Genomic DNA, 17444 nt, shown 5'->3' with positions numbered 1-17444 from the left:
GATGAGCTGCTACCACGACCCGCCGCGCCTCTGAGCCGGTCCGGTTGAGAAGCGTGTGATCCAGTGTCGATCGAGCGGGCTCGCTGGCCGATCCGTCTCGAGGCGAAACGGCTGGCCGTGCAGGCGCTGACGGTGCCTGGGAGGAAGCAGGTGGGCCACGCTGCGGTAGGCAGCCGGTGATGGCCTTCCTGGTGCATTGATGACCGGCCGGCATTGGGGAGGCATGTAGGGACATGGCCGTTGACGACTGGACCTCGCCGCTCGGCTGCCGCCGGCCATATCATGTGAAGTTCCAGCGATTGTGGATCAGAACGAAGCCAACATCAGAAAGAGGCATCGACCCCAAGCCGGACCGTTCGTGGTCGTTGCGGAGTGATTTGGCGGGTTCCGGTTTGGAACGGCGTTCCAAGCGCAAAGCGGTTGCCGACGCTGTCGGTGAGATTGGTCACTCCAATCGTCAAGCCTAGGTCCGGGCGCCCCAGGCGTGCAGTGATGGCGCTGTCGAAGTAGTCGCCTTGCGCCTCTCCCAGAACCGGCCCGATGCCGAGCCGCGAGCGTCCCACGTAGCGCGCCCACCCATCCACATGCAGCTCAAGCTCGCCTCCGACCCGCTGTCGGTAGACCGCTCCGACGCGCCCGGCATAACGTGCGATGTTCGGCACCTGGCCCATTCGCGAGAACGCTTGCCAGAACGCTTCGGTCGGGCTGGTCACGCGGCTGTCGTTGTAGGTGAAGCCCACGTCGAGGCTCAACACCGTTACAGGACGCCAGCCGGCTGTCGCACTGACCGTCCAGATCCGCCCGTCGCCTATGTTGGCGGTGCTCGGCAGGCCGGAGCCGTCGATGAAGTCGGCCTGGATGTCCTGCCAACGGGTGTGCGACAGGCTGGCCGAGACGTGGACCGGGTCCACCCCGGAGACGCCGTAGCGCAGTCCAGCCTCGACCGAGCTCACCCGATCGTTGCGGAAGCGCCGAACGAAATCCCGCTCGATCGCAAGCCCACCGGGGCGGAAGCCTTGCTGGTAGCGCGCGTAGAGCGACAGCGTTGAAGTGATGGCGGCGATCAGCGAGGCGGAAGGCAGGGCGCTTGTCTCGCTCCGGTCGGCGGTCACCCGGGCGCGGGCGAGGGCGACGGCGACGGCGGCGGGAACGTCGTCTGCGACGCCCGACAATGCCGCATGCGTGGCGCGCAGGCCGCCGGTGACGGTCACGCCCGGCATCACGCGCAGGCTCGCCTCCCCATAGAGCGTCGTCTCGTCGATCCGGTTCGTCACGCCGGTGACCGGTTCGGGCGCGCCATCGGGGCCCAGCGTCCGGGCCAGGCTGGTGCGGTTGCGCGTGAAGCTCCCGCCGACCACCCAGCCGACGCCGCCGTGCACCGGCCGCCACACCCTCGTCTCGTTCGTGATCAGCGCGGTGTCGTTCCGCTGCGCGAAGACCCGGGGCGTGCCGCCCGCCTCCGTCGCGTCGTAGCGCTCCCGCAGCGTCTGGCCGACGATGCCGGTCGACGACTTGATGCGCACGTCGCCGATCTCGCCGGTGAGCACGGCTTGGCCGAGGACGTAGCTCGCATCGAAGCCCTGCACCACCGCGCTGGCGCGCGTGAGCGGTGGACCGGAGCGGTCTGCATACTGGCTGTCCGCGCCATGGGTCCACTGACCGACGCCGCCGATGTCGATGGTCCAGCCCTCTCCCGCGTCCAGGCGCAGCCCGGCGCGTCCGCCGGCGATGCGGACGCGGTTTATGTCGTCGCGGCCGAGCAATGGGTTGTCGACGTAGCCACCTTCCGACAGGCCGTAGCCGACGACGCGCAAGGCGACCCGGTCGCCGGCCAGCGGCAGGTTCAAGGTGGCGCCGAGATCGACTCCGGGATCGCCGTGTTGCGTCGCGGAGGCGCCAAACGCGACCGAGCCGCTGCTGGCGCCCATGACCGGCGCGTTGGGAACGGTCCGGATGATCCCGCCCAGCGATCCGGCGCCGTACAGCGTCCCTTGCGGGCCCTCGAGCACCTCTACGCACGCTACATCGTAGAGGCGGAGATCGGGGTCTGGCGCGTTGTAGCTGAGCCGGAGATCCCCCAGATATTGTCCCACCGTCGTTTGGGTGGGTCCGGTGAAGCTCGAATCGGCGATGCCCCGGATGAACAGCTTGTTCCGCCCGGCACCCAAGTGCGTCGAGGACACGGATGCCAGCCGCGCGACGACAGCGTCCGTTCCGCCCGCCTGTCCGAATTCCAGATCCCCGCCGTCGAGGATCGCCGCCTGGCCGGCGAACTCGCGGGCCCTCACGTCGCGCTTGCTCGCGGTGACGACGATGTCCGCTCCTGGTGCGGCTTCGGCCATCGGCGGCGAACGTGTCGGTCGTGGCTGTGGTGTCGCATGCGGCAGGGCACGGCGCGCGGTTCGGGCACGACGCGCGACCAGCCGCCACCCGAAGCCGATCCGCCTCGGCTCGGCGTCGGCCGCGCGTGCGAGTCTGTCGATCGCCTGGGTGACGGACAGGCTCCCTCGGATCGCTGGCACGGGGCGGGTCCAAAGCGCGGGATCGGCGACCACGATCGTCGTGCCGGACTGCCGCCCGAGCGCCAGCACGGCTTCGCCTAGCCGTCCCGCGGGAAGGTCGATCGCCTGTTTTTCGGCATGTGCCGGCCCGGTCAGCCCGAACAACCCAGCGGCGAATAGTAGGAGGTGTCTGGTCACGGCTTCGCGGTCAGCATCCACGCGTCGCCGTGCCGTTTCGCGTCGAGGTCGAGGAGCACGGCCATCCGTGACGGATCTCGCCGGATGTCCGCCACGACGATGGCACCGTAGAAGGGGCGGGTGGCGACTGAACGGTTCGCCGTCACGCGCAACCCGAGGCTGCGCGAGAGGTCGCCCGCCACCTCCCCGATCGGCGCCCCAGCATAGGCGAGCGTGCCGGATCGCCACGCGCCGACGGACGAGACGTCGATCTTCGACGACGCAGGCGCTGCGACGCCGTCGCGCGCGACCAGACCCTGTCCCGCAACGAGCCGGATGAGCCTGGAACCGGCGCCGACGTCCACGGCGCCCTCCGACACGACGACGCGGGTCACGTCGCCGGTCCGCTTGACGTCGAACGCGGTGCCCACGTCGATGAGCTTACGATCACCAACGGAGACTTCGAAAGGATCGCGCGCATCGTGGCGGATCTCGAACATCGCCTGTCCGCGATCGAGCGTGGCGACGCGCGGATCGGCGCGATCGAGCGTCAGGCGCGTCGCGCCGCCGAGCGTGACCGAGCTGCCGTCAGCCAAGGCGATGGTGCGGATCGAGCCGGTGGCGGTCTCCACCACGTACGGGTCGGCATCCTGACGCAGCGCCGCATAGCCGATGGTGAGCGCCAACGAAGCGGCGAGCGCCCCGCTGAGCCATCTGCCACGGCGACGGCGACCGTTGGACGCCGCGAACCCTATGGGGGCGGGATTGGCGTCGGGCGGGACCAGGCCGACCATGTCGTCGACGTCGGCCGACAGCGCATGGTATCGAGCCGCACGGTCGGGATCGGCTTCCAACCAAGCCTGGAAGGCGCCCCAGTCGTCGAACGCCGGGTCGCCCACGCGCACCACCCAGTCGAGCGCTTCGATGTCATTCGTCTGCTTCGCCATCATGGCCTCCCGAGAACCAGGACGGAGACGTCGCGCTCAAGCCTCATCGAAGCGCCTCTTCAGTTCGATCATCTTCGAATACGCCTTGCGGAGGTCGGCCTCCACCGTGCTCAGGCTAACGCCCAACTCGGCTGCCACTACGCGCTGCTCGACGCCATCGAGGCGGTGCCGGCGGAAGACGCGTGCTGCCCGCTCGCCGATCGCCTGCAGCGCTTCGTCGACGCTATTCGCCTGCTCGCGTGCGATCAACAGGCGTTCCGCGCTGGGTTCGTGCGAAAGGTCTCCATCGCCCGCGCCCGTCACTGCGCTCCACGCCGATTCGCGAGCCGCAGACTTTCGCGCGCTGCGGTATCGATCGAGCATGAGGTTGTGCGCCGCGCGGTAGAGATAGGGCAGGGGAGCGGCGACCGGCCCGTGCCGCGACGATTGGATCCGCAGCCATAGCTCCTGCAGCAGATCCTCGGCATCGTTGGCCCCGAGCGAAGCCAGGGATCGGACCAGCTTGTCACGATTTTCAAGGAAGACGGCCTCAAGGCCGGAAGTCGTCATCATCTACCAAATGAACAAAGGCCAACCACGAGGAACGGAGTCTCGACTCGGACGTGGTGCAGCCCCGTACTACGCGCTCCGAAAGGTGGCAAATCGCCTACCCACGGGTGGCCGCCGCGCAAGGGGGACGCTGCCGAGCACCAAGTTGGGACACGACTCCTGCACCGCGGCCGTGGCCAAAGCGGGGTCGGATGCCGAGGCTGGGGCGGGCTGATGCACGAACCCGCTCGTGTCGATCGTCGGCGGCGCCACACGTGCGGGCGGGGGCGGGTCCGCCGACAGTCCCGTCGACGGACCGCCCGGCCCCCTCCGTGGATGTCGAGGGGGCACGCTGGTCCCATCGACGTTCATGCGGTCTCACGGTTTATAACGGGAACTCGCACGCTGACCCGGGGCCCATGGCCTATGACGGTCGGTGCGATCGGCGTGTCCAGGTTCGTCTCGACGATGTCCGACGAGCGGCGATCGCGGTCTCGTCTCGTAGCGGTGGAGTGGATCGTGGCCGATCATCCCGTTTGGAAAATCCGGAGGGCCGCCGCATGTGCCGGCCGGTCCACAGCGCTTTCGCGGCGGGGCGGACGTCTTCGGACCTTCCCGACCGTCGAATTGCGCGCCTGCCAGCTGCTACGGAGCCGGCGCGCGGGCTCCGCTTCGTGAGACCGCTTGGCACTCGACCGGCGAGATCCACGAGGGCGGCTTTGGCTGCCTGCTGGCCGTCGAAGCCACCTGCCATCATGATGTCGCCGCGATACTTCGATTATCTTCCGGTTGGTCTGTTCGCCGGCGTCATGGGCCTGTGCGGACTGAGCATCGCGTGGAAGATGGCCGCCGCCGTGTACGGAGCGCCTTCATGGATAGCTGTTGCCACGGCGGTGGTCGCGGCGGCCGCTTTCATCCTCCTCGCCATCGCATATCTGGCGAAGGCCTCCTCGGCGCCTGACGCCGTCCGCGCCGAATTCCAGCACCCTCTCGCCGGGAACCTGTTCGGAACGATCCCGATCAGCCTCCTGCTGCTTCCTATGCTCCTACCGTCCGAGGCGTTGTGGGTCGCGCGGGCGCTATGGGCCTTCGGCGCCGCAGGAATGCTCGGTTTCGCCTGGCTCATCGTCCGTCGCTGGATGACGGTCAGGCAGCATGTGGAACATGCGACCCCCGCTTGGATCGTGCCAGTCGTCGGCGTGCTCGACGTTCCGTTGGCCGTTCCCCATCTCGGGCTGCCCCAGAGCCATGGCCTGATGGTGGCATGCCTTGCGGTCGGCCTGTTCTTCGCGATCCCCCTGTTCACGATGATCTTCTCACGACTGCTGTTCGAGGAGCCGATGGCGCCGGCGTCGCAGTCGTCGTTGCTGATCCTGGTGGCCCCGTTCGCCGTGGGGCTTTCCGCCTACGTGGCCGTGACCGGGCGGGTCGATCTGTTCGCGGAGGGACTCTACGGTCTGATGCTTTTCATACTGACCATCCTCCTCGAGAGGTTGCGGTACCTGCCCCAGTGTTGTCCGTTCCGGGTCGCATGGTGGGCGGTGAGCTTCCCTCTCGCCGCCTGCGCCGGTGCGTCGATCACTTTCGCGCAGGCGAGACCGGGGGTGCTGCAGGACGTCATCGCCGTCGCGACCTTGGGCTTGGCGTCGGTCGTCATCGCCGGTCTGCTAGTCCGGACGGTCGTCGGCATCCTTCGTGGCGAAATGCGGCAGTTGAGCGGTTGACGCCGCGCTCGCGTATCATGGGAGTTGGGAAATGCGCAGGACGACCGACGCGATCGATGTGGAGCGGAGGCGTCTGCTCGGCGCGGCCGCGATGACGGCGTGCATGGGGCCGATCGGGCTTATCGCGCCTGGGGGAGCGAAAGCGCTGGGCACCGTCCAGGATCCCGCCCCGCCTGGACCCATGGCGTTCGGACTGGCCAAGACGATCGCCGCGGGCGAGCTGGACGTCAGTTACCTCGAGCTCGGGCCGCCCGCGGGCAGGCCCGTGATCCTGCTCCACGGCTGGCCCTATGACGTCCATGCGTTCGCCGAGGCCGCTCCGCTGCTGGCCTCGGCTGGGCATCGCGTGATCGTGCCCCATCTCCGCGGCTTCGGGACCACGCGCTTCCGCTCGCCGGACGCTCTGCGCAACGGGCAGCAATCGGTCCTCGCCGTCGACGTCATCGCGCTCATGGACGCGCTGAAGCTGGAGAAGGCGTTGGTGGCGGGTTTCGACTGGGGCGCGCGGACCGCATGCATCGTGGCCGCCCTGTGGCCGCAGCGCTGCGACGGGTTGGTCTCGGTGAGCGGCTACCTCATCGGCAGTCAGCGCGCCGGAACCATGCCGCTGCCGCCCAAGGCCGAGCTCGCCTGGTGGTATCAGTTCTACTTCGCCACCGAACGAGGTCGTGCCGGCTATGCCGCCAATAGATGTGAGTTCGCGAAACTGATCTGGCGGATGGCGTCTCCGGACTGGCGTTTCGACGATGCCACCTTCGACGCGACGGCGCCGTCCTTCGACAACCCCGATCATGTGGCGATCGTGATCCACAACTACCGTTGGAGGATTGGGCTGGCGGAGGGCGATCCGCGCTACGAAAGGCTTGAAGGGCAGCTGGCGGCAGCACCGCCGATCACTGTGCCGTCGATTTCGATGGAAGGCGACATGAACGGCGCACCGCATCCCGAACCGGAGACGTATCGTCGCAAGTTCACCGGCAGATACTCGCACCGTCTGATCGGCGGCGGCGTGGGACACAACTTGCCGCAGGAGGCCCCTCGGGCGTTCGCGGACGCGATCATCGCGGTTGCCAGGTGACGACGTCGCTACAGGTCTGCGCGCCGGTGTCTCTCGCCGCTCGAGCTGTGCCGCGTGGAGGGCGATGGTCCTAGACGGCCGGCTCGACGGCCACCGCCATTGCGGATGCCCTAGTAGGAACCCGTTGGCCGTTTTCCGACATCGTCCGTCGCATGGCTCCCGGACGTGTCCCGAAGCGATTGTGAAGCGCCCGGCTCAACGCCGCTTCCGATCGGTATCCTACCCTCGCGGCGATGGTCCCGAGGGAATCGGAGGTATGGAGGATCTGATTCCGCGCCAGGCCGAGCCGAAGTTCCGTCAGCAAGGCCTTTGGGGGCATGCCGCTGAACCGGCGGAATGCCCGCACCAGCGTCGCACGCGAGGTCGCCGCTATCTTGGCCAGGTCGTCGAGCTCCCAGTCCCTCGCCGGATCCTTGAGCATCGCGGCAGCGGCCCGCGCGGTCTCGCGGCCGGCGAGCGCCGCCAGGAGCCCCCGCGGCAGCGGTGCGCTCTCCAGGTGTTGGCGGAGCAGCATCACGAACAGGGCGCTGGAGAGATCGGAGGCGATCTCGGCCGCCCCCGCTCGGCCGGCGTCCAGCTCCTCCCGGATCATCGCCACCAGCGTCAGGTAGCGCAGTTCCCCGCCCAGCCGGAGCACGATGACGCTCGGCAGCGCGCGCAGCATGAGGTTCTCGCTGACTCCTTCAAGATGGAGGCGCCCGCAGACGAGCTCCGTCTCGATTGCAGGCCCAAGTGTCTCCTTCACGCGTATGTGGTGCCTGTAGGTGGTCGCCACGTCCCGAAGTTCGTGGCGCCCACCGCCGCCGTAGACGACGTGGCCATCGCCGTGCGGGAAGAGCAGGACGTCGCCCGCTTCGAGCCGGTCGGGCGGCTCCCCCTCCCGCTCGATCAGGCAGGCGCCGCTCGTGACGATGTGGAACGACGCCCAGCCCGCCTCCTCCTGCTTGTGGGCGGTGCGCCATGAGCCGCCGAAGCGGCAGAAGTCCTGCAGCTCCGGCCGGACGCGCAGCATCGGGGCGATGGCGGTGAGGGGATCGTGAAGCTCAACCACGGATGCGGCGTGCTCTTTGATCCGTGGGGTCATCAATGAGTCCCGCCGTGGCATCGAACGACGGGCGCCCAGCCTCCATTTCACCAACGACTGAAACGGAGATTCGCAATGCCAAAGATCGTCTGGAGCACCGACACCCACTGTAGCCGGAACGCGTCGCACGCGCCCGCTGAAGCCTGAGGAGGGAACCATGACAAAGCATCTGGATCGAGTCCTGCTGGCCGTAGCGGGACGCCGCTCCGACGCGCTCGGCATCGCCGCGATGAAGATCGCCATCGCGATCATCTTCCTTTGGATCGGCTGGCTGAAGTTCCAGCCATACGAGGCAGACAGCATCACGCCGTTCGTCGCGAACAGCCCGTTCCTCCGCTTCTTCTACCTGCATCCCGTGGATTACGCGGCACACCTGACGAAGGAGGGCGCGCTCGTACCGATGCAGCGCGCCTGGCAGCTCGCCAATCACACCTATGCCTTCTCGACCGGCCTCGGATTGCTCGAGATCGTGATCGGCGGATTGACGCTGGCGGGTCTCGTGTCGCGGCGGTTGGGGATGGTGGGCGCCCTGCTCGCCTTTGCGACGCCGTTCGTCACGCTGTCGTTCCTGGTGACGACGCCGGAAGCCTGGGTGCCGGCGTTGGGCGATGCGCAGCACGGTTTTCCCTATCTCTCTGGGGCGGGGCGCCTGGTCCTCAAGGACGTCGCTCTGCTGGCGGGCTCCTGGCTGGTGATCGTTGATACGGCGCGCCGGTTGCTGGCGGAGCGGCGGCCGGGCACCGCTCCGCACCTCCGCTCGGACCGATCCTTCCGCCCAACCGCATAAAGGAGCGCGAGCCGCCTCCCGGCCTCCAAGACGGCGACCCAAACCGATCACTTTCCTCGGCTCGCCGTCTTGGGGACAATGCCGTCAGCCTGCCGGAATGCCGGCGAACTCACCGCATGCCTCCGATCATCCAGAGCGCCATCGCCACCATCATCAGGTTCTCGGTCAGCGATACGAAGCCGAGCGGGACGTTGCTTCCCCCGCCGACGCAGGCGCACTTGAGTTCGCGCTTATCGACGTAGACGGCCTTGAAGACCGACACCGCGCCTATGCCACCGACGAAGAGCGCGATGGGCACCGCCAGCCAGTTCACACGGCCCGTGATCATCAGCAGGCCGGCGAGTCCCTCCGCGAACGGATAGACGTAGCCGTAGGGGACCCACCGCTGAGCGAGCAGGTCGTAGCCGAGGAACATGGTGGCGAACCCGCCCACATCCTGCAGTTTGAGCATCGCTAGGATGCACATGCTGAAGGCGATGAACCACTCGCCGGCGCGCATGGTGAACGGCGTCCCGTATGCGGCAGCGCTTGCCGCCAAAGCCATCATCCCGGCCATGGCGAAGACGGCGAGCACCGGCCGGTAGCTCACGGCCTTCGGGTCCTTGACCGCTTTACCGAGATGCCGGCGCAGATCGTCATAACCGCCGATCGGTCGACCGCCGATGAACACTAGCGGGGTCGTCGCGACCTTATGCTCGGCCTTGAAGGCGTCGACCTCGTCACGGCTCGTAAGCAGGTGGTCGTCTACTGAGTAGCCCTCGCGGCGGAGAAGGTCCTTCGCCTTGAGCCCCCACGGGCAAAGGTGCTGGTCCGTCGCCATCCGATACAAGCTCGCGTTCCTATCCGTTGCGCCGGTCATCGTAATTCTCCTTGCGTCCACTCGATGCAGGACCATATGGCGGCCGTACCATGGTACGGAGTCAAGACGTGGGTTCTATGACGATCGCAGGGTTGGCACGGGACGGCGGCGTCGGCGTTGAGACGATTCGCTACTACCAGCGGCGGGGGCTCCTCCACACACCGGAGCCGACGGGGGGGGCCGGACTGCGCAAGGGCATCCGCAGATACGGGGAACGGGACAGCAGACGTCTCCGCTTCATCCGCTCGGCGCAGGCTGCCGGCTTCACACTGGAGCAGATCGTGGAGCTGTTGGCGCTCGACGCGACTGAAGACCGCGCGCGGGCGCGTGACCTTGCCGCGACGCAACTCAAGGTCCTCGACGCGCGCATCGCCGATCTGGCCGCTGCCCGCTCCGCCCTGCAGCGCCTTGCCAGTCGATGCGCGGAAGGGACGGCAGGACCATGCCCTATCATCGAAGCGTTTGACGAGCAGGGGGAACCTCGGGTTTGAAGCAACCGCCCGCCTAATGCCCGTCGTGTGGCGTGACCCGTCCATTCCATGCGCCATCAGGGATGGGCCGCACCGGCTGGGGGGCGCTCGGGCACCTTGAAGCGCACCGTTTGGCGGTCGATCACGTGATGTGTCGGATCGGCCAGTTCGACGAGGACCTCGTGCTCGCCCGCCGGCAGGCCGACTACGATGATCGTCTCCCCGCTGGCGTCGACGAAGTGCCAGGGCGCCTTGTCGACGGTGATGTGGACGTGGCCGATGCGTGGCGACACGTCCAGCGCGCCCGCGCCGAACACCGGCACCACCCGCAGGTTCTCGGTGCGATATTGGATGAACACCAGCCCGCGCGACAGCGGCTCGACGAGCGGCGGATCGACGATCAGCCGCGGGGCCGGTTCGTTGCTCAGAGCCACCAGCGGCGACGGGCCTTTGATCGCGCGGGCGGTCTGCGCCGCGACGGGGGACGAGAGCAGGGAGGAAGCGGCCATTATCGCCAGCCCTTTCTTCAACGTCATTGGGGCACTCCTTTAAAGACCCGACGTCCGACGTCTGGCTGTCCGATTTGGCTGCTGACAGGACCGCGTTGGTCGCTCTCATGCGCCCAAAGCACCGCGGACCGCTCAGGTCCGGTTCGCAACGTCCCTGGGTATGCGACGGAGACGATGCCGGTGACTTCGCGGTCTCCGAGCGGCCCGACGGCTTCGCTGCCTTCAGTCGCGCACATGCCATGGAAACCTCCGGGAGTTCCCGAGTTGCAGCTCGCCCCCTCCAGCCGGTTCGATGATGAGCCTGGCGGGGCGTCCCAGGACGCTCCGAGCAACGTCGTGCCGATCAGTCCCGCGACGCCGATTATGATCCTCGTGCGTGCATTCGGGGTGACCGCCTGCGTCCCGACTATCATCGCGCTATCCTCCAGTATGGCGAAGCCGCGCTACCAAGTGGCTGCGTCATCGGGTCGCATACTAGACCAGCCCCGCGCCCCGCCGCAGCCAGTTGACGAGAGCGGTTGTGAGATGGCGCGAGCCTCACGCTCCCGACAACCGCTCTCGACTCACGAGAACTAACGTCGGGATCCGACCGGGCGATGTAGACTGACGCGATGGCCGCGACAGCTGGGATGAAGGCCGAGCCATATCCGGAACGCGCGATCGGCGCTCGCAATCGAGGTCACATCACATGAGCATGATAGACGCACGCCGCGACCAGATCTTCCCGACGCTCACGCCGCAGCAGATCGAAGGCGCGCGCCGTTTCGCCTCGGGGCCTCCCGAGACGTTCCCACCAGGGCGGCCGGTCTGGCGCAGAGGCGACAGGAACGCGCCGTCCTTTCTTATCCTAGCGGGCGAAGTCATCGTTTCCGGCGGCGCGGAAGGTGCGGAGATCACGCGGCACGGTCCTGGACAGGTGAGCGGTGAGATCGGTCAGCTCTCTGGCCGGGTGGCGATATCCGGCGGCGTCGCCGGATGCCAGGGGGCGGAGGTGCTCCCGTTCGATGCCTCCCACCTGCGCGCGCTCCTGATCGGTTCGGCCGAGGTTGGCGAGATCCTGATGAGGGCGTTCATCCTTCGGCGGACCCTGCTGCTCACCGAGGGCGGGGCGGGTTCGGTGCTGATCGGGCTCCCGGGCAGCCCGGCTCTCACGGCGCTCGAAGGCTTCCTCGGCCGGAACAGCCACCCTTACACCGTCGTCGATGCGGTGGGGAGCGATGTCGCTACGCGGCTCGGTATCCGAAACGACGAGCTGCCCGTGGTGATCACGCCGGGAGGCGATGTGCTGCGCCAACCGAGCGAGAGCTCGCTCGCGGCGGCGATCGGCATCATGCCCGATCTGGATTTGGATCGGGTCTATGACGTTGTGATCGTGGGCGCGGGGCCTGCCGGTTTGGCCGCTGCGACCTATGCGGCGTCGGAGGGTCTATCGGTCCTCGTGCTGGAGAGCCGCGCATATGGCGGCCAGGCGGGCGCGTCGGCCCGGATCGAGAACTATCTCGGCTTCCCGACCGGGATCACGGGACTGGCCCTGATGGCGCGGGCGTTCGTCCAGGCGCAGAAGTTCGGTGCGGAGGTGGCCGCTCCGGTGTCGGTGGAAAGCCTGCGCTGCGCGATGGCGGATGGGTCGTCGGCCCGGCTGTTGGAACTCAAGCTCTCCAGCGGGGGCGTCGCCAACGCCCGAACCGTCGTCATCTCGTCCGGAGCACGCTATCGCCGGCCCCCGATCGCCAACTTGGACGCATTCGAAGCCTCCGGGGTGAGCTACTGGGCGACCCCCCTGGAGGCGAAGCTGTGCGAGGGGCGGCCGGTCGCCCTGGTCGGCGGCGGGAATTCGGCCGGACAGGCGGTGGTCTTCCTCGCGGCCAAGGTCGATCGCCTGCATCTTCTCGTCAGGGGGGAGGGATTGGGAGCCTCGATGTCCCAATACCTCGTCGAGCGCATTGCCAGCTTGCGGAACGTCGAGCTTCACCGCCGATGCACATTGACCTCCCTGCAAGGCGACGCGGACGGGCGTCTGACGGGAGCGGTCGTCAACCGCGCGCCCGGGGAATCATGGATGACACCGATCCACCACCTGTTCCTGTTCACGGGCGCCGATCCCAATACGACGTGGCTCGAGCAGTCGGGGGTCGAGGTCGATCACCACGGCTTCGTTGTGACGGGCGGCGACCCGGCGCGTTCGACCCTCGAGACGAGTGTTCCCGGGGTGTTCGCCATCGGCGACGTGCGGGCGGGCTCGACCAAGCGCGTAGGGGCGGCGATCGGCGAAGGGGCGACGGTGACGGCCGCGATCCACGAATTCCTTCGGCGGTCCCCAGTCCGGGATCCTCAAGTGAGCCCCTCCGGGGCGGGCGGGCAGCCCGCAGATCTGCACGGCGGGTCAGATGCGCGGCCGCGCGTCCCGGACATGCGGTCCGATCGCGTCGCGTTGCCGGTGGCCTCATAGGCAAGTCATGCGAAACGAGCACGAAGCCGCGCCGCCGAGGGCCTTTGCCGAAGGAGAGGAGTTCCGTTGGATACTGAGGTGCGGGTGGAAGGGCCTGTGTCCCAGGTGCGGCATCGGCCGCATGTTCCGATCTTGGCTAAAGATAACGGATCGCTGCGAGCATTGCGGACTGAACTACCGCTTCGCGGCTCCCGACGATGGCCCAGCCTTCTTCTCGCTATGCATCATCGCCCTGCCGCTGATATTCTTCGTCGTGTGGCTGCAGGTGACCTTCGACCCTCCCTATTGGGTGCACCTCGTGACATCCTTTCCGATCATGGCGCTCGGCACCTTGCTGCCATTGCGGCCGATCAAGGGGTGGCTCGTCGCCTCCCAGTTCGTGAACAGGGCGCAGGAGGCGGGAACGAAGGCCCTTTGGGCCCAGCTGCACGGAACGGACCCGGAGGGCAGCGACTTCGACCAGTGAGAGCTGCCGGCGCACGGGCCGCGCCTGTTGTGTGTGATCTCGTTCGTCGGGCGACGCACGTCGTCGCTTTCGACCGGCCGGGGCTTCGGATGGGCCTAGTCCATCGTCAGGCTTTGCTCCATCGCGTAGCACTGATCCCAGATGAAGGCGTCGTAGCCGCCAAGCCGCTTCGACCACTTGTCCTGCAGGCCGTTGACGCACTGGATCGCGATCCGGTCTATGTAGTTGCCTGCGTATGCCCACGGGTTTCCGGCATCCAGCGGGTCGAGCTGGCCTGCGGGCTTGATGCTGGCCAGCGCCTTTTGCACCTCGGCCTTCAGGTCGCTCATGAATTCGAGCTGGGTCTGGACATCGGCGTGCGTGCCCGTCCGCGCCACGTGCCCGCCGACCAGCGTGGTCCAAGGTAGCGCCTCGATCTCCGCGACCTGGGCGAAGTAGCCGGGTATGTCCTGGGCGTAGGAGAACCGTTTGAATGGCATCCATCCGGGCAGGACGACGTCGACCACCATCAAGGTCCGCTGCGCAGGCGCGTAAATGAAGATGTTGCCCGGCTCATGCGCGACGCCGCGGTAGCTCAGTTCGAGCACCTTGCTTCCGACCTTCAGGGTGTATCGATCCTTGAACGTCACCGACGGCAGAGGCCGATGTGGGTCGTTCGTCCGCGCGAGAAGCCGCTTCGTCTCCTCGTGCGCGATGATGATCGGATGGCTCCCGAGGGCGGCGGCGCCGCCGATGTGATCGGCGTGCGCGTGGCTGTAGATCAGATGGGTCATCGGCTTTCCGGTGATCTCCCTGATCGCCTGCATGATGTGCGGTGCGTAGGTGGGCGGCGCGTCCACCACCACGACCCCATCCTCGTAGACGAGGAACATCGACTGGTAGGCGTTGTCGGTGATCATATGGAGACCTTGCCCGAGATCCTGGACGCGGTATCCCTTGGCGGGATCGATCGGTGGCCCCTTCGCCCCATCGGGGACGTCGAGGTATCTGCCCGGCCGGACGCCGATCGGCGCGATCGCCGGCATGTTCTCATAGGCTTCGCCGCCCGACTGCGGTCGCGCGTCCGCGCCACGAACGCCCAGCCCCGCAAGAACCCATGCGGTGGCGATCGTCATCAGCAGCTGCGCGCGCATTATGGTTCTCCGACGGGGACGGGCCACGATCCACCAATCGGCTGGACTGGTGAACGATCTGGGGATTGTGGAGGGGACGCGTCCCGTGCGCGAGTAAGTCCGCGTGAGAGGTCGAGAGATGCCGTGCGTGTCCGCTGTTAGTCCGGGCCAGGCTCTCGCTCCCGTTGGCTGATCAGGGCGAATTAGCGTGGACGCAACTCCCCGGATGGGTTGGTCAAGCGTCTGCCCGGTTGCTCGCACAGCTTCGCGCCGGCCCACAAAGTCTCATATTCGCTCACGCAAACTCGTTCGCTGAACGGAGCCGTCGGGAGCAGTTTCGTGCGAGCACGACTGGCTAATCGTCGACCATCCAGTCGCTGCGGTCCTGGCCAGGCGACTCCTTGAACGACCTGAGCCCTGAAGGCCTGACTCCATCGGGATAGCCCGACTGAATCGGAAAGTCGTTTATGTCCAATACCGTCGAGTCATTGCTCATTCGCAACCTCCGCGATGTCTTCGCGGAGCACGATGCGGAACGGCGCACCGCTGTCATCGAGGAGCTGTTCCATCCCGATTGCATCTTTTCCGATCCTCGCGGTCGACACGTTGGGCGTCGCCAACTGGATCGGGCCATCGGCGATCTGCAGTCCCAGTTTCCGGATTATGTATTCTCGACGATCGGAGCTGCGGACGTCCTTGAGGACAGCGGTCGCCTCGCATGGGCGTTCGGACCGGACGGCGACCCGCGTAGGATCACTGGGCTGGATGTCGTCGTCGTGAGCGCCGACAGGATAGCGGCCCTATACACATTCCTCGATCCCATTCCGCCTGTGACCTGACAGCTAGATCCAAGGCGAAGACGTGTGTCGTCGTCCGTAATTCTGAGTGACCGCCGGCTGTCATCAAACTGTCCGAACCCGCCGTGCTCTTCGCCAGCACGCGGAGGGCGAGGGGGCCAGCGATGGCTCAAGGGTCGGCAAGTAGGCCAGGCAGCGGCGGGAACGGCGTTTACCTGCCTGCGAGCGCTGACGGATACCGAATGTGCCGGGCAGTCGGAAAGTGGTGAGATTTGCTTGTGTTTCGAGAGACTGCAGTCCTCCCGCTCGGGTCACGAGCTCCGGCAGACGGGCCGCTGCCTTAATGGCGCAAGCGGCCTCGCGCCCGCCGGGCGCCTTCCCGTGTGCGATCGGTGTCACCACTCAATTGTCAGCGATCCAGATGCCTACGAGCGCCGTCACGCTGATGAGCAGCATCACCGAGTTCGCGGCGATGAGGACTGCGGGAGCAACGCCTCTCAAGTCGGTCCATGCGGTGCCACCGAACCCGCCGAGCTCCCGCCAGACGGCGGCGATGAAGCAGAACGCGCTGAACACTATGAGGAGCGAAGCCATCGCGTCGGCGATGGAGGCGGGCACCGCCTCGTCGACGAACTCGCAAGTGGCGACCCCGGACGCCAGGGCGGCAAGGCCGGTCCGGACCCAGGCCGCATACGTTCGCTCGATGGCGAGCATCGTCCGATTGGCCGCCATCACGAGTTGTGGGTCACGCTCCGGCGGCAGATGTGCCGAGAAAGCGTTGGGATGGGTTCTGCGGCTATCGTGATCTTTGGTCATGAGTCCTCGGCACGGTCCTTCAGCGTTCAGCTGGGAAGTTCACATCCTCCGGGGCGTTGGGGTAGGCATACTGTCTCCGATCGCGCTGGCTGCGGAAGTGAATTATCGTGATATCTTGTGATGGCAGATTGCCTCCGCCAACCAGTATGCAACTAGCTGAGCAAGTTCTCACCTCAGGGGCCAGACCGCCGGCCAACGAGGGGTTGTTTCAACGCGGAACTGTTGCGGAGACGAGGCTTGCCATGGACTATGAAGTCGATCGATATCACGGGGGACGCGACGATGAGGTCGCGGCACTGATACTGTCCATCCAGAACGACGAGGCGGGACTAAACCTGACCGTCGCGGATCAACCCGACCTGCTGGATGTCGCCGCTTCGTACCGCGATGGCGGGTTTTGGATCGCGCAGCATGACGGGAGTATCGTCGGCACCATCGGGCTTCTGAACCATGGCGGGCGGGGAGCATTGAAGAAGTTCTTCGTTGCGCCCGAACACCGAGGGCCGGGCGGCCCCGCCATGCAGCTATTCACCGCGGTGTTGAACGCGGCGCGCGCCCGCGGTCATCACGACTTGTTCCTGGATACGCCATCAGTGGCGAGCCGGTCGCACGCGTTCTACCGACGCGTCGGCTTCGTGGAGTGCTCGCGGAGCACGCTTCCGCGGGATTACCAGTTTCCTGACCGGGACAGCTTGATCTTCAGGCGTCCGATCTGAAGCCCGGATTGGGTGGCGGGCGATTGGGAGGTGGGTCGGCGGCCGGCTGAGCGCTTGACGCCCGCCCGGAAGACCTTTCGATGGCCGCGGCCGCGCCATAGGGATGTGCGCGGTCCGTGCGATCCGTTCGCGAAAATCCCCCGGCCGCGACCATGTCCGTCGTTCTGAACTTCGGCGTTGCGGCAGCAGACTGCGGGCAGGTTTCGAGCGCTGCCGCCTTTGCCGGCGACCTCGCCGAGCCGGGCAGGGGGTGGCGGCGCGGAGTCCGAAGGACGGGGTGCCTGCATTTGCAGCTCACGTCGGGATCTTCGCCGCCGGCGGGATGCTGGCGGGCACCCTTCGCTGATGGACGCGGCGTCTGACAGCATCCAGGCCTCCATGCATCGCTTGGCTGGCACGAAGATGCGCGGTGCTGGGATAGTAG

16 protein-coding genes are annotated in these 17444 nt (G+C 66.8%); 8 read left to right on the top strand and 8 right to left on the bottom strand.

The genetic code is table 11. From position 1 onward, the window contains the following. Positions 1-323 precede the first annotated feature (323 nt). Genes U1739_RS06120 through U1739_RS06110 form a run of 3 tightly spaced genes read right to left on the bottom strand, consistent with a single transcriptional unit; the run spans position 324 to position 4174 of the window. Positions 324-2699, bottom strand: coding sequence for a TonB-dependent receptor (locus U1739_RS06120; RefSeq protein ID WP_332705155.1), 2376 nt, complete (start codon positions 2697-2699; stop codon positions 324-326). After that, on the bottom strand, positions 2696-3625 hold the full coding sequence (locus U1739_RS06115) for a FecR family protein (protein ID WP_332705151.1): 930 nt from the start codon (positions 3623-3625) through the stop codon (positions 2696-2698). Before U1739_RS06115 ends, U1739_RS06120 begins: the two co-directional genes overlap by 4 nt. A 36-nt stretch (positions 3626-3661) precedes the next feature. Beyond that, positions 3662-4174 (bottom strand): RNA polymerase sigma factor, encoded by a 513-nt coding sequence (locus U1739_RS06110; RefSeq protein WP_332705148.1) that lies wholly within the window; start codon positions 4172-4174, stop codon positions 3662-3664. Positions 4175-4872: 698 nt separating this feature from the next. Here U1739_RS06110 and U1739_RS06105 point away from each other — a divergent pair. Further along, a complete protein-coding gene (locus U1739_RS06105) occupies positions 4873-5877 on the top strand; it encodes an SLAC1 anion channel family protein (RefSeq protein WP_332705145.1) in 1005 nt (334 codons plus the stop codon). 31 nt (positions 5878-5908) lie between these two features. Next, positions 5909-6955 (top strand): alpha/beta fold hydrolase, encoded by a 1047-nt coding sequence (locus U1739_RS06100; RefSeq protein WP_443025511.1) that lies wholly within the window; start codon positions 5909-5911, stop codon positions 6953-6955. 70 nt (positions 6956-7025) lie between these two features. Here U1739_RS06100 and U1739_RS06095 read toward each other — a convergent pair whose 3' ends face one another. After that, the gene (locus U1739_RS06095; protein WP_332705143.1) at positions 7026-8039 is read right to left on the bottom strand and encodes an AraC family transcriptional regulator; all 1014 of its coding nucleotides are present in this window, start codon (positions 8037-8039) and stop codon (positions 7026-7028) included. 157 nt (positions 8040-8196) lie between these two features. On the opposite strand from U1739_RS06095, the gene rclC reads away from it, so the two are divergent. Continuing rightward, entirely contained in the window at positions 8197-8826 is a 630-nt protein-coding gene (gene rclC, locus U1739_RS06090) for a reactive chlorine resistance membrane protein RclC (protein ID WP_332705140.1), read from the top strand. A gap of 109 nt (positions 8827-8935) precedes the next feature. On the opposite strand, the gene U1739_RS06085 is transcribed toward rclC, so the two are convergent. After that, positions 8936-9685: a MauE/DoxX family redox-associated membrane protein gene (locus tag U1739_RS06085; RefSeq protein ID WP_332705137.1), complete on the bottom strand. Its 750-nt coding sequence runs from the start codon at positions 9683-9685 to the stop codon at positions 8936-8938. Positions 9686-9762: 77 nt separating this feature from the next. On the opposite strand from U1739_RS06085, the gene U1739_RS06080 reads away from it, so the two are divergent. Further along, on the top strand, positions 9763-10176 hold the full coding sequence (locus U1739_RS06080; RefSeq protein ID WP_332705134.1) for a MerR family transcriptional regulator: 414 nt from the start codon (positions 9763-9765) through the stop codon (positions 10174-10176). Positions 10177-10232: 56 nt separating this feature from the next. Here the strand turns inward: U1739_RS06080 and U1739_RS06075 are convergent, their stop codons facing one another. Continuing rightward, positions 10233-10691 (bottom strand): DUF6130 family protein, encoded by a 459-nt coding sequence (locus tag U1739_RS06075; RefSeq protein ID WP_332705131.1) that lies wholly within the window; start codon positions 10689-10691, stop codon positions 10233-10235. 661 nt (positions 10692-11352) lie between these two features. On the opposite strand from U1739_RS06075, the gene U1739_RS06070 reads away from it, so the two are divergent. Both U1739_RS06070 and U1739_RS06065 read left to right on the top strand, forming a co-directional pair. Then, entirely contained in the window at positions 11353-13113 is a 1761-nt protein-coding gene (locus U1739_RS06070) for an FAD-dependent oxidoreductase (protein ID WP_332705127.1), read from the top strand. 7 nt (positions 13114-13120) lie between these two features. Beyond that, positions 13121-13579 (top strand): DUF983 domain-containing protein, encoded by a 459-nt coding sequence (locus U1739_RS06065; protein ID WP_332705124.1) that lies wholly within the window; start codon positions 13121-13123, stop codon positions 13577-13579. 95 nt (positions 13580-13674) lie between these two features. Here the strand turns inward: U1739_RS06065 and U1739_RS06060 are convergent, their stop codons facing one another. Continuing rightward, positions 13675-14712 (bottom strand): MBL fold metallo-hydrolase, encoded by a 1038-nt coding sequence (locus tag U1739_RS06060; RefSeq protein ID WP_332705121.1) that lies wholly within the window; start codon positions 14710-14712, stop codon positions 13675-13677. Positions 14713-15158: 446 nt separating this feature from the next. Here U1739_RS06060 and U1739_RS06055 point away from each other — a divergent pair, with 446 nt between their 5' ends. Next, positions 15159-15530, top strand: a complete 372-nt coding sequence (locus U1739_RS06055) for a nuclear transport factor 2 family protein (protein ID WP_332705118.1) — start codon at positions 15159-15161, stop codon at positions 15528-15530. Between the two features lie 360 nt (positions 15531-15890). On the opposite strand, the gene U1739_RS06050 is transcribed toward U1739_RS06055, so the two are convergent. Further along, the gene (locus tag U1739_RS06050; protein ID WP_332705115.1) at positions 15891-16304 is read right to left on the bottom strand and encodes a DUF202 domain-containing protein; all 414 of its coding nucleotides are present in this window, start codon (positions 16302-16304) and stop codon (positions 15891-15893) included. Between the two features lie 242 nt (positions 16305-16546). On the opposite strand from U1739_RS06050, the gene U1739_RS06045 reads away from it, so the two are divergent. Then, a complete protein-coding gene (locus U1739_RS06045; RefSeq protein WP_332705111.1) occupies positions 16547-17020 on the top strand; it encodes a GNAT family N-acetyltransferase in 474 nt (157 codons plus the stop codon). Positions 17021-17444 lie beyond the last annotated feature (424 nt).

It is taken from the genome of Parasphingomonas puruogangriensis (genome assembly GCF_036663635.1).
Lineage (GTDB): Bacteria > Pseudomonadota > Alphaproteobacteria > Sphingomonadales > Sphingomonadaceae > Sphingomonas.
Note: the sequence above shows the minus strand (reverse complement) of the source record. Positions and strands in the feature narration are given on the sequence as shown.

Bases quoted from the DNA above. Each gene is read 5' to 3' on its own strand.
- U1739_RS06115 (WP_332705151.1), bottom strand. From the start codon at position 3,625: ATGGCGAAGCAGACGAATGACATCGAAGCGCTCGACTGGGTGGTGCGC.
- U1739_RS06110 (WP_332705148.1), bottom strand. From the start codon at position 4,174: ATGACGACTTCCGGCCTTGAGGCCGTCTTCCTTGAAAATCGTGACAAG.
- U1739_RS06100 (WP_443025511.1), top strand. From the start codon at position 5,909: ATGCGCAGGACGACCGACGCGATCGATGTGGAGCGGAGGCGTCTGCTC.
- U1739_RS06095 (WP_332705143.1), bottom strand. From the start codon at position 8,039: ATGACCCCACGGATCAAAGAGCACGCCGCATCCGTGGTTGAGCTTCAC.
- rclC (WP_332705140.1), top strand. From the start codon at position 8,197: ATGACAAAGCATCTGGATCGAGTCCTGCTGGCCGTAGCGGGACGCCGC.
- U1739_RS06085 (WP_332705137.1), bottom strand. From the start codon at position 9,685: ATGACCGGCGCAACGGATAGGAACGCGAGCTTGTATCGGATGGCGACG.
- U1739_RS06080 (WP_332705134.1), top strand. From the start codon at position 9,763: ATGACGATCGCAGGGTTGGCACGGGACGGCGGCGTCGGCGTTGAGACG.
- U1739_RS06075 (WP_332705131.1), bottom strand. From the start codon at position 10,691: ATGACGTTGAAGAAAGGGCTGGCGATAATGGCCGCTTCCTCCCTGCTC.
- U1739_RS06070 (WP_332705127.1), top strand. From the start codon at position 11,353: ATGAGCATGATAGACGCACGCCGCGACCAGATCTTCCCGACGCTCACG.
- U1739_RS06065 (WP_332705124.1), top strand. From the start codon at position 13,121: ATGCGAAACGAGCACGAAGCCGCGCCGCCGAGGGCCTTTGCCGAAGGA.
- U1739_RS06060 (WP_332705121.1), bottom strand. From the start codon at position 14,712: ATGCGCGCGCAGCTGCTGATGACGATCGCCACCGCATGGGTTCTTGCG.
- U1739_RS06055 (WP_332705118.1), top strand. From the start codon at position 15,159: ATGTCCAATACCGTCGAGTCATTGCTCATTCGCAACCTCCGCGATGTC.
- U1739_RS06050 (WP_332705115.1), bottom strand. From the start codon at position 16,304: ATGACCAAAGATCACGATAGCCGCAGAACCCATCCCAACGCTTTCTCG.
- U1739_RS06045 (WP_332705111.1), top strand. From the start codon at position 16,547: ATGGACTATGAAGTCGATCGATATCACGGGGGACGCGACGATGAGGTC.